At 63.2% G+C, this 10,987-nt stretch carries 10 protein-coding genes and 1 riboswitch; of the genes, 7 read left to right on the plus strand and 3 right to left on the minus strand.

Translation table 11 applies throughout. The features are described from left to right. Positions 1-348: 348 nt before the first annotated feature. Positions 349-1,566: an amidohydrolase gene (locus ACLQ7E_RS13355; RefSeq protein WP_411733064.1), complete on the plus strand. Its 1,218-nt coding sequence runs from the start codon at positions 349-351 to the stop codon at positions 1,564-1,566. A 401-nt stretch (positions 1,567-1,967) separates the two neighbouring features. Here the strand turns inward: ACLQ7E_RS13355 and ACLQ7E_RS13360 are convergent, their stop codons facing one another. Beyond that, positions 1,968-2,852, minus strand: coding sequence for a hypothetical protein (locus tag ACLQ7E_RS13360; protein ID WP_411733065.1), 885 nt, complete (start codon positions 2,850-2,852; stop codon positions 1,968-1,970). 171 nt (positions 2,853-3,023) lie between these two features. After that, positions 3,024-3,572 carry a hypothetical protein gene (locus ACLQ7E_RS13365; protein WP_411733066.1) on the minus strand — a complete coding sequence of 183 codons (549 nt, stop codon included), beginning with the start codon at positions 3,570-3,572 and terminating at the stop codon, positions 3,024-3,026. Positions 3,573-4,157: 585 nt separating this feature from the next. Here ACLQ7E_RS13365 and rpsP point away from each other — a divergent pair. The 4 genes from rpsP to trmD all read left to right on the plus strand — a co-directional run bounded on the left by rpsP (position 4,158) and on the right by trmD (position 6,416). After that, positions 4,158-4,571, plus strand: a complete 414-nt coding sequence (gene rpsP, locus ACLQ7E_RS13370; protein WP_411733072.1) for a 30S ribosomal protein S16 — start codon at positions 4,158-4,160, stop codon at positions 4,569-4,571. A 3-nt stretch (positions 4,572-4,574) separates the two neighbouring features. Continuing rightward, positions 4,575-4,814, plus strand: coding sequence for an RNA-binding protein (locus ACLQ7E_RS13375; RefSeq protein WP_411733067.1), 240 nt, complete (start codon positions 4,575-4,577; stop codon positions 4,812-4,814). 238 nt (positions 4,815-5,052) lie between these two features. Beyond that, positions 5,053-5,598: a ribosome maturation factor RimM gene (rimM, locus tag ACLQ7E_RS13380; RefSeq protein ID WP_411733068.1), complete on the plus strand. Its 546-nt coding sequence runs from the start codon at positions 5,053-5,055 to the stop codon at positions 5,596-5,598. Positions 5,599-5,603: 5 nt separating this feature from the next. Beyond that, positions 5,604-6,416, plus strand: coding sequence for a tRNA (guanosine(37)-N1)-methyltransferase TrmD (gene trmD / locus ACLQ7E_RS13385; protein WP_411733069.1), 813 nt, complete (start codon positions 5,604-5,606; stop codon positions 6,414-6,416). An 84-nt stretch (positions 6,417-6,500) separates the two neighbouring features. Here trmD and thiC read toward each other — a convergent pair whose 3' ends face one another. Further along, a complete protein-coding gene (gene thiC / locus ACLQ7E_RS13390; RefSeq protein ID WP_411733073.1) occupies positions 6,501-8,285 on the minus strand; it encodes a phosphomethylpyrimidine synthase ThiC in 1,785 nt (594 codons plus the stop codon). Positions 8,286-8,297: 12 nt separating this feature from the next. Then, positions 8,298-8,405, minus strand: a riboswitch (TPP riboswitch). Positions 8,406-8,931: 526 nt separating this feature from the next. On the opposite strand from thiC, the gene rplS reads away from it, so the two are divergent. Then, the gene (gene rplS / locus ACLQ7E_RS13395) at positions 8,932-9,291 is read left to right on the plus strand and encodes a 50S ribosomal protein L19 (protein ID WP_411733070.1); all 360 of its coding nucleotides are present in this window, start codon (positions 8,932-8,934) and stop codon (positions 9,289-9,291) included. 60 nt (positions 9,292-9,351) lie between these two features. Then, the gene (gene lepB, locus ACLQ7E_RS13400) at positions 9,352-10,041 is read left to right on the plus strand and encodes a signal peptidase I (protein WP_411733071.1); all 690 of its coding nucleotides are present in this window, start codon (positions 9,352-9,354) and stop codon (positions 10,039-10,041) included. Positions 10,042-10,987: the final 946 nt, after the last annotated feature.

Genomic DNA, 10,987 nt, shown 5'->3' on the forward strand with positions numbered 1-10,987 from the left:
AGGGCCTCGAGGAACCCGGCGCCGCCGGGGCCGATCTTGGCCATCGGGAGCATCAGCACGGCCGTCCCGACGGCAATGGCCGTTCCAAAGCCGAGGGCGATGCCCTGGGCCGGATGCCGGGGGAGCAGTGCCCGGACCAGGGCCCGGGGCTTGCTTATGGTGAGGGGCATAGGACAAAGAATAAGCGCTGTGAGCTGAAATCCACGGATCGGAAGGGCGGCTGTCCCGATTCCCCGGCGGACGACTGCGTCGCCACGGCAGGATTTCGGCCGCAGAAGCATCCGGCCCACGCAAGGCGACACGGCAATATCATTCAATGTCAGGGATTGGGGTCCTAAGATCGTGCCCATGAGCATTGATGTCGAAAGCCTGTACCGCGACCTGCACGCCAACCCCGAGCTTTCCTTTCAGGAACACCGCACGGCCGGAATCGTTGCAGGCCACCTGGGGGATCTGGGACTGGATGTCCAGACGGGCATCGGCGGCACCGGCGTCGTCGGGGTCCTGGAAAACGGGCCCGGACCCACGGTATTGCTGCGCGCCGACATGGACGGTTTGCCGGTCCTGGAGGCCACGGGCCTGGACTATGCCAGCACCGCCACCGCCCTTGATTCCGACGAGCGACAGGTCCCCGTCATGCACGCCTGCGGCCACGACGTGCACGTCGCCTGCCTGATCGGTGCCGTGGAAAAGCTGGCGGCAGAGCTCGGCTCATGGTCAGGGACGCTGGTTGCGCTCTTTCAGCCCGCCGAGGAATACGGCAACGGGGCCCAGACCATGGTTGACGACGGACTCTTCGCCAAGGTTCCGGCACCGGATGTGGTGCTCGGGCAGCACGTGGCGCCGTTCCCCGCCGGATGGCTCGGACTGCACCCGGGAGTGGCCATGGCCTCAGCCGATTCGCTAAAGATCACCCTGCATGGATCAGGAGGTCACGGCTCGCGGCCGGAAACCACGGTGGATCCGGTGCTCTTGGCCGCGGCAACCACAATGCGCATGCAGGGCATCGTCTCGCGGGAACTTGCCGCCAGCGACCAGGCAGTGCTCACCGTCGGGCAGATCCATGCCGGCACCAAGAACAACATCATCGCCGCAGAGGCCACCCTGGGCCTGAGCGTGCGGACCTTTGACGAGAGCGTTCGGGCCAAGATGCTCAGTTCCATCGAGCGGGTGGTGCGCGGGGAAGCCATGACCTCCGGTTCACCCAGGGAGCCGGAGATCGCGCTGGAGGAGCATTTCCCCCTGACCGTCAATGACCCGGACGCCTCGGCCCGGGTGACGACGGCCTTCGCCGCACGCTTCGGGGCCGACAGGCTCATCGACCCGGGTGCGGTGGCAGGCAGCGAGGACGTCGGCATCCTTGCCACGGCGGCCGGGGTGCCACTGGTGTATTGGTTGCTCGGCGGGGCGGATCCGGGCCTGATCAAGAACTTTGCCGCTACCGGCAGGATGCCCGAGGACGTTCCGTCGAACCATTCACCGCGCTTTGCCCCGCACATCCGGCCGACCCTGGCTGTGGGTATCGACGCCCTGGTGGCAGGGGCAATGGCCTGGCTTGCCGAGTGAGCGGTGACCTACTTCCTTGGTTCCAATGGTGCCGTGAGCGGAATCCGGCAGGTCCGGCCAAGTTCGCAGTAATACAGCGTATGGTGTGGCGGTAGGGGTACTTTCCCCTAACTTTTGGGAATGCCGAGCATTCCCAGCTAGGACGGCACAGAATGTCGAAGTCACCGCGTAAGGCTGAAACGAAGAAACCTTCAAAGTCCATCAAGGAAAAGCGCGCCGAAAAGCGCACGAAGACCGCGGGCGAAACGATCCTTGATCCCGTACGCAAGGTATCGAAATAACCGCCATGCGGCGTGGCTGATCCAAATGGCCACCTCGAGAACACATGAAAATGCCTGTCCGTCGGAAGAATAATCTTCCACGGACAGGCATTTTCGTGTGCGGGAACTGACCTCGCGTGGCTAGCGGATGCCGGCGCCGCGGTAGACACGTACCCAGGTGTCGGGCGTGACGCCCAGGGCGCGGCGCTGGCCGGCCACATCCACTGTCAGCGTCACCCGCCACTCGGGGCTCGGCTGGAAGGCCTTGAGCAGCGGGCCGTGCAGGGTCTGGTTGCCGTCGCTGACCTCGATCACGCGACGCAGGTGCTCAGGCCCAAGATCCTCGGCCCGGACCATGGTCTCGCGGCGGGGCCCGACGGGACCGCGGGGGGCCTGAACGATCTTGCGAGCCTCTCGCATGGCCTCCGAACGCCTGGCAATGCGCTCGGACCGTTGGGCAGCGGTGCCACTGAGCGACAGCGGGGCGGGGGAGAAGCTGGGGATGGCCGTGATGCGGGTGACCGCCTGCGGCGACTTCTTGGCGACCTTGGCCCAGAATTCCTCCGGGCCCTTGCCCATGAGGATGACCGCGCGAAGATTGGGAACCAGGCGAAGCAGCTTGCTCATGGGTTCCACGCCGGCGTTCAGCTCGGCGCCCGTCAACCGCCCGGAGGAACCCTCGGCCCGGTACCAGGGGTAGGCGTGCCACAGCACAACTTCCTTGGCGTCGATCCCAGACTCTTCCAGCAACGTGGCCAGAGCCTCCGCTGCGGCATTGTCGTCCTCGCTGGAGAAGATGTCCTCGCCGTCCTCGGCACGGTTGGCCGCATCGGGAGCCGGCATCAGGCACAAGACGGTGGCGTCGGTGCCGCCGTGAAGGGGTGCAATGAACGGGAGCGTTCCGGTGCCTTCGGACGAATCGGCACGCAGGTCCTGGACCAGGGAATTGAGGGGTGCAACGTGTTCTGCCCACAACTCCGATTCCTGAGAGTTCCTGAATTCGGGGTCGGTCATTTTGCGCGGCATGAAGTTATCTCTCACGAATCTTTCGAGGGGGGTCGAACCACAAGCATGGCACGCGCCGGAGTCGAACCCATACCCCTGGCGGCTCGACGTATCAAGGGTCACTGGATTGTTTGTGGCCAGCCCAGGGATTCGCGGAAGCCGGGATACCGGGTGGCGTCGCCGCCCGGGGCGTCAAGACCCTGGCTTGGCTTCACGAAGGCGGCCGGCAATCCCAGCCCAGACGCGCTTCTGTTCCTCACGGTCGACGGTCCGCTTGGCACCCAGCGGGTGAAGCGAACGCACAATGTGCAGGTCGGGGAAGGCCGAACGGATTTCCGGGAGCACCGCGTCCGCGGCGTCCTGCGCCTTTCGACCCAAGAGCAGCAGCATTTTCAGGTCAGTCATCAGTTCCATGACCTCCAGAAGTGCCCTGCCGCCCTCGATGGACTGCTCGGGTGTCATATCGCGTTTGGGGTCGCTGCGTGGCCATGGATAGCCGTTCCAGTGGCAAAAGTCCGCCGGGTCGATGTTGAATTCGGTCATCAGGTGGCGTTGGCGGTCAGCCGCCCGGTCCGGGTTCCTGATGCACATGAAAGTGGTTTCGTCTCGTGGCTCGCCAGCGTCGTTGAGTACGATCAAGGCCGGTGCATGAATCCCGCCGTGCCACGGAGCCGCAAGCGGCAGCCGGACTCCGTCCTTGTCATCGCCATGCCGGCGGATCAGCTCGTTGAGGGGAGCCACGTGCGCAGTCCTCAGGCCTGCCCGTTGCTCTTCCCAAAACGGGTCACCGGGCTGGGCACGCTTCCATTTGTCGGCCGGTGCCATCGAATCCCTTGCTTCGCCTTGATCCCTGGACTTCGAAAATGTCCCGGGCGGAAACTGAATATACCAAGGGCGGGGGCTTATTTAGGTTCCGCCCGAAGAACCAATGTCGGCGCCAACGGCGGGTACAGGCCGCTCTATCCTTCAGGACGTCGTACTGGAATCGTCGTGCTCGTGGGCGGATTGCTGCGCAGGGAGCGTGGCAGGTGTGGCGAACGTTGGCTGGATCCGATGTCAACGATCGGGTTCTTCGCCGGGCGTCGAGGGGTCCTGTTCCCGCAGGTCCAGCGGCCGGTTTATGTGCAATCGGACACGGGTCCCGAGAAATGTCGTGACATGTCCTGTCAGGCCGAAACTTTCTGGCATAATAGACAGGTACTCGATTTGATGTGGCCCCTCTCTCCGCGTTGAATCCTGTCCTTTTGAAGATCTGCGGTATGGCCCGCCCCACGGGTGCAGAAACAGAACTTCGCACATGTTGAGAAAACAGGAGTGACCACTACCGTGGCCGTTAAAATTCGTCTGAAGCGTTTCGGCAAGATTCGCGCCCCTTACTACCGTATCGTCGTCATGGATGCGCGCTCCAAGCGCGATGGCCGTGCGATTGAAGAAATCGGCAAGTACCACCCGACCGAAGAGCCTTCGTTCATCGAGGTCAAGTCCGACCGCGCTCAGTACTGGCTCTCCGTCGGTGCCCAGCCGACCGAGCAGGTTGCCGCTCTCTTGAAGATCACCGGTGACTGGCAGAAGTTCAAGGGCATCGAAGGCCAGGAAGGCACCTTGCGCGTCAAGGAAGCCAAGCCGGCATTCGTTGTTCCGGAGAAGAGCTCGGTCATCCTGCCCGAGGCCATCACCAAGAAGGCTGAGAAGCCGGCTGCCGAGGCCGAGGTCGAGGCAGAAGCAACCGAGGCTGAGTAGCCAGTGCTCGTTGAGGCGCTGGATCACCTGGTACGTGGCATCGTTGACACCCCTGAAGACGTACAGGTTGCGTTGAAGGGGAATCGTCGCGGTGACATTCTTGAGGTGCGTGTGCACCCCGAGGATCTCGGTCGGGTCATTGGTCGTCAGGGTCGCACCGCCAAGGCGCTGCGCACCGTGATTGCCGCGCTGGCGGAAGAACCGATTCGTGTTGACGTAGTCGACACGGACCGTCGCCGGTAGCCAGCCTCACCACACTTAGTTGTGTAGCTTTGGTCCCATGATCCATGACGGATCGTGGGACCAAAGCGCTTTAAGGCCGAAGCGCGACGCAACCGTCAGCGGCGTCGGGCCTTCAACAACCAAGTCGCACGTAAGATTGAACCTAGAAACGTGCTTGCAAGAGATGCGAATCCCTTGAGCGCACGCCCTTGCCGGCGAAGGCCGGCAACCCACCGATTTGTATTCAAGGAGAAAACGCATGCGCCTCCAGGTCGCCCGCATTGGCAAGCCACACGGTATCCGCGGAGAGGTGACGGTGCAGGTCCTCACCGACGCACCCGAAGATCGTTTTGCCCCGGGTGCCGTCTTCGAGGTCGAGCACCCCACCTTCAAGAAGCTCACCGTCGAGGGGGCCCGCTGGAACAAGGAAATCCTGTTGCTGGCCTTCGAGGAGTTGCTTGACCGCAACACCGCGGAGACGGTGCGTGGAGCCAAGCTGTTCATCGACACCGAAGAGGTCGAGGACGATTCCGAGGGCTGGTACGAGCACGAGCTCGTGGACCTCGAGGCACGCGTGGGCGACAAGGTCGTCGGCAAGGTCACCGCGCTGCGCACCGGAAATGTCCAGGACCTGTTGGTCGTCAAATCGACCGAAGGCGACGAGGTTTACGTTCCGTTCGTCGAGAGCATCGTCCCCGAGGTCAACATCGAGGGTGGCTACATCCTGATGACCCCGCCGGCCGGCCTGTTCGAGATCAACCGCGAAGACGGCTCGGACGCCGACGCACCTGCCGAGGAAGCCTAAGCCGGATGCGCATTGACGTTGTCTCGATTTTCCCGGAGTACCTCGCTGCCCTGGACCTGTCGCTGATCGGCAAGGCCCGGCGGGAAAAGCTGCTGGACCTGAACGTGCACGACCTGCGCGACCACACCCACGACCGCCACCGCACCGTGGACGACACCCCGTATGGCGGCGGCGCCGGCATGGTCATGAAGCCTGAACCCTGGGGCGCGGTCCTGGACCGGATTGCCACCGAGTCCCCGGTTTCCCCGGTCGCCGGGAACAAGCCGATCCTGATCGTCCCGTCGCCGGCCGGCGCGGTCTTCGACCAGGAAATGGCCTATGAGTTGGCCGAGGCCGAGCACCTTGCCTTTGCCTGCGGCAGGTACGAGGGTATCGACGAGCGCGTCCTGGAACACGCAGCCGAGGCATTCGACGTCCGCCCGGTCTCCATCGGCGACTACGTGCTCAACGGGGGAGAGGTCGCTGTCCTGGCCATGGTCGAGGCCATCGGCCGGCTGATTCCCGGGGTCATCGGAAACCCGGAGTCGCTGATCGAGGAGTCGCACTCGGACGGACTGCTGGAGTACCCCGTGTACACCAAGCCCGGAACCTGGGAGGGCCGGGAGGTCCCCGAGGTATTGCTCTCGGGCAACCACGGCAAGATCGCCCGCTTTCGCCGCAACAAGCAGCTCGAGCGCACCGCGATCCGCCGGCCGGACCTGATCGTGCAGCTTGACGCCGCCGCGCTGAACCGGCACGACCGCGACACCCTGTGGCACAACGGCTTTGCCATTGTCGATGGCCGCATCGTGCCCAAGGACCAGGTCGTCCAGGATTAGTCACCACGCATAACTGCGAAGGCTCCCCGGCCCCCCACGTAAGTGGGAAGGCAGGGGAGCCTTTGTCGTACGCGGGCCCTGGCGCTAGGCCTTGGCGGGAACCTCGAGCTCGGGCAGGTAGACCTTGCCGCCGGAGGCGAGGAACTCCTGGCTCTTTTCTCGCATTCCGCCGACCATTTCGGCGATGGCGGCCTGCGAGTCGGCAGATCCGTACTCGTCGCGGATGTCCTGGCTGATGCGCATGGAGCAGAACTTCGGTCCGCACATGGAACAGAAGTGCGCGGTCTTTGCCGGTTCCGCAGGCAGCGTCTCGTCGTGGAAGGATTCGGCGGTGACCGGATCCAGCGACAGGGCGAACTGGTCGCGCCAGCGGAATTCGAAGCGCGCCTTGGACAGCGCGTCGTCGCGCTCTGAAGCACCCGGGTGGCCCTTGGCCAGGTCTGCTGCGTGGGCGGCGATCTTGTAGGTGATCACCCCGGTCTTCACGTCGTCCTTGTTCGGCAGACCCAGGTGTTCCTTGGGGGTGACGTAGCAGAGCATTGCGGTGCCGTAGCGGGCGATCTCCGTGGCACCGATGGCCGAGGTGATGTGGTCATAGCCCGGGGCGATGTCGGTGACCAGCGGGCCGAGCGTGTAGAAGGGTGCACCCTTGCACAACTCCTGCTGGCGCTCGACGTTCTCGCGCACCAGGTGGAAGGGGATGTGTCCGGGTCCCTCGACCATGACCTGCACATCGAATTCCCAGGCCCTTGCCGTGAGCTCGGCCAGGGTGTCCAGCTCGGCGAACTGGGCGGCGTCGTTGGCGTCGGCAATCGAACCCGGGCGCAACCCGTCGCCCAGGGAGAACGCCACATCGTACTGGGCGAAGATCTCGCACAGCTCGTCGAAGTGCGTGTACAGGAAGTTCTCCTGGTGGTGGGCCAGGCACCAGCCGGCCATGATGGCCCCGCCGCGCGAGACGATGCCGGTCACCCGGTTGGCCGAGAGCGGCACGTAGCGCAACAGCACCCCTGCGTGGATGGTCATGTAGTCAACGCCCTGCTCGCACTGCTCGATCACGGTGTCGCGGAAGATCTCCCAGGTCAGTGCGTTGGCCTCGCCGTTGACCTTTTCCAGTGCCTGGTAGATCGGCACGGTGCCGATGGGGACCGGGGCGTTGCGGATCAGCCATTCGCGGGTGGTGTGGATGTCATCGCCGGTGGACAGGTCCATCACGGTGTCGGCGCCCCATTGGGTGGCCCACTGCAGCTTGTCCACTTCCTCGGCGATGGAGCTGGTGACAGCCGAGTTGCCGATGTTCGCGTTGATCTTCACCAGGAAGGCCTTGCCGATGATCATCGGCTCGGACTCGGGGTGGTTGATGTTGACCGGGATGATGGCCCGACCCGCAGCTACCTCGCTGCGCACCAGTTCCACGTCGCAGTTCTCGCGCAGGGCAACGAAGCGCATCTCGGGGGTGATGACGCCGGCCCGGGCATAGTGCATCTGCGTGACGCGCTTTCCGGCATGTGCGCGTCGGGGGATTGGACGGCTTCCCTTCCATTCGGCCGATGCCTTGCCGCGGCGGACCGCGGACTTCCCGTCGTCGAGCAGGTTCCTTTCGCGTCCGGCATACGTCTCGGTGTCCGAGCGCTCCTCGATCCATGTGTTGCGGAATGCGGGCAGCCCAACCACCGGGTCGCTTCCAGGGCCTGCCGTGCGGTAGACCTGCAGCGGGGCGTTGTCCTTTCCTCCGGGGGAGGGTTCCAGGGCGATTTCGGTGACCGGGACCCGGATCCCCGAATCGGTGTCCTCGAGGTAGGCCAGGGAATGGGACTTCAGGGACTGTGTCTCGGCTGGCTCCGCAGCGTTTTGGACAGGGCTGTGCATTGAAATGGTGTTGCTCAAGGAGTACTCACTTCCTTCGCCGGCATTACCCGGACAGGTTCAACGGTCGCAAGCTGCGTCAGCTCGATCTCAGCCCCTGCAAGGGCCCCCGTGTGGTCGTAAGTGAAACTATCACATGTTTCAACGCCGCATCGATTGTGACCATGAACACCGGAGCGTTGCACCCGGTTCCGCGTCCCGGATCCAGCCTGATCGGCGCGCGACGGCGAACCGTCATGGCTTCGAGGCCGGTTCCTGCTGATTTCCGGGTTTTTTCGGGAGCCGCGGCCATGTTGGCGGGGGATTTGGGCCCGACTCGCCCCGGTTGGAACGGGGTCGATTCGGCCATGGCATCGACGGGACAGGACAACCAGGGGCCGAATCCCTCTTGCGCATGCCCCCGGCCTTCCCGGGACTTCGCGCCAGGGCCCGGAGTGTGGCAAAATGGATTCTTGGGTCTACTGGGTTCTGCTCCTGCCGCAGGGGGAACGAGTCAACAGTTGGACCTCACCCCGATCCGCAAACGGATCGGGGTACTAAGCTTCGGACCGCCACATCTTTTCCCTCGACGCATTTGTGCGTCTTGCGGAACAATTACGGTCCGTGTCTAAGGTAGGTGACCTGCGGCGTCTGCCTAGGAGATACATTCATGCGTATTCTCGACTCTGTCGACTCAGCTTCGCTGCGTAGCGATGTCCCGGACTTCCGCGCCGGTGACACCGTCAAGGTTCACGTAAACATCATCGAAGGCAAGAACTCCCGTGTCCAGGTCTTCCAGGGCTTCGTCCTTGGTCGCCAGGGTGACGGCGTTCGCGAAACCTTCACCGTTCGCAAGGTCTCCTTCGGCGTCGGCGTAGAGCGTATGTTCCCGGTACACTCCCCGGTCCTGGATAAGGTCGAACTGGTATCTCGCGGCGACGTTCGCCGTGCGAAGCTGTTCTACATGCGCGATCGCCACGGCAAGGCAGCGAAGATCCGCGAAAAGCGCGACTTCCGGCCCTCCAAGTAGCCAGAAAAACGAGAGCCTTCATCCATGCCGCCCATCGGGTGGCGTGGATGGGGATCCATCGTGGATCGATCTACTGAATCGGAACGTTTTTCCGCTTCGACAAAGCGCCGGTCCCCTTCGAGGGGCTGGCGCTTTGTCGTTGGCGCGCTTGCTGCGGCGGCGGTGATCACTCTTGGCGTTCGCGCCACCGTCGTTGACTTCTTTTACATCGGTTCCACTTCCATGGAATCCACATTGAACCCGGGTGAGGGACTGCTGGTGAACCGGCTTGCCTACAAGGATGCCGAGATTCAACGCGGGGATGTAGTCATCTTCGATGGCCGTGGCTCGTTCCTGCCTTACGAGCGACCCAACGCCCTGGATTCACTTGCCTGGGCACTTCGCCTGGCCGGCAGCGACGCGGTGTACGTCAAGCGCGTCATCGGCGTCGGCGGCGACACCGTCAGCTGCTGCGGCCCCGATGGGCGCCTGAGCGTCAATGGCGTCCCCGTCGAAGAGCCCTATGTCTTTGCCGGGGACAAAGCGAGCGACATGGATTTCGATGTGCAGATTCCCGAGGGGCGACTGTGGGTCATGGGGGACCACCGCTCGGTGTCCGAGGACTCGCGTGCACTGTTGGGAGCACCCGGTGGCGGCATGATCGTCACCAAGCGCGTCATTGGCAAGGTGTCCGACGTGATCTGGCCGTTGGACAGCAAACGCCCGATTGAGGGCTCGTCGATATTGAGCGGACTGCCCAACGCCGAGTAACCCGATGCCCGTCCGCGCCTGAATCCGGGAGTGCGCTGGCGCCCAGGGACTTTTTCCCGGCATCCGCACGATTGACGCAAGCCCCTGGGCTACTGATCTCCACGACACGACACGACACCACACGACGTAAGGCAGAGTGCGGCCACCTTATGCCTGATACCTGCCTGCGAGTCCGCCCCGGACTTGCAACCCCGGACCGGCATCGCGATGGCAAGCCCATCCATGCCCCTATTTACGGATCGCCTGAATTATTGAGCGGCGTTCTACTTGAGGCCACCGCTGAGGACTGGCCAGTCGCCGCCGATCAATGACCCACGTGAGAGGTCATCACTGATATGGAGAGCTACCCTGGCTCGGCTCACCTGGTGGGAATCGCATCGAATCAAACCGCCGTAGTTCAAGACTCAAAGTGGCGTTTCCAGCACTGGTCGATCCTCCGGGCTCCGTTCCACGAACGAGCGGCCGCAATGCGAAAGCATCGGCCAACGAACCGCTGCGATTGGGAAATTATGGGTGGGCCCTTGCGACTTGATGGCCGAACGGCCAATGGAAGTGACCACCCTTCCAAGGCTCGAAGCATCGGTGCACTGGCCGATTGAGTCCAGTCGTTGTGCTAGATTTTCGGCTGTTCCACTTTTTCAACGTCATGGCACAATTTCCGTCACTTGCGGTCCGCCTGGGACGGGACGAATGACGTTGGGAATGCGCTGGCTGCCTGGCCAGACTTTGTCCTTGGTGCCGCGTAGCCGGTTTGACGCGAAGGAGTCGCCAATGCATTCCATGTGAATACGGTGTTGATAATGCAGTAGACATGCGCGTCCGGAATTTTTCAAGTCAAGCGGTACCACGGTGAGTTAGACAGCCGTTAGGCTGCTTCTTTTTCGGCGGTTTCTGTAGGTTGGTTGATCCATGCCGGCCCGGGCAGGGCCAGGATCTTGGGGTCGAT

Origin of the sequence: Paeniglutamicibacter sp. (assembly GCF_046714615.1) — a bacterium.
In the GTDB taxonomy this organism is placed as follows: Bacteria; Actinomycetota; Actinomycetes; order Actinomycetales; family Micrococcaceae; genus Paeniglutamicibacter.

Excerpts from the sequence above, each read along its gene's own strand:
- ACLQ7E_RS13355 (WP_411733064.1), top strand. The coding sequence starts at position 349 with ATGAGCATTGATGTCGAAAGCCTGTACCGCGACCTGCACGCCAACCCC.
- trmD (WP_411733069.1), top strand. The coding sequence starts at position 5,604 with ATGCGCATTGACGTTGTCTCGATTTTCCCGGAGTACCTCGCTGCCCTG.
- rimM (WP_411733068.1), top strand. The coding sequence starts at position 5,053 with ATGCGCCTCCAGGTCGCCCGCATTGGCAAGCCACACGGTATCCGCGGA.
- thiC (WP_411733073.1), bottom strand. The coding sequence starts at position 8,285 with ATGCACAGCCCTGTCCAAAACGCTGCGGAGCCAGCCGAGACACAGTCC.
- ACLQ7E_RS13360 (WP_411733065.1), bottom strand. The coding sequence starts at position 2,852 with ATGCCGCGCAAAATGACCGACCCCGAATTCAGGAACTCTCAGGAATCG.
- rplS (WP_411733070.1), top strand. The coding sequence starts at position 8,932 with ATGCGTATTCTCGACTCTGTCGACTCAGCTTCGCTGCGTAGCGATGTC.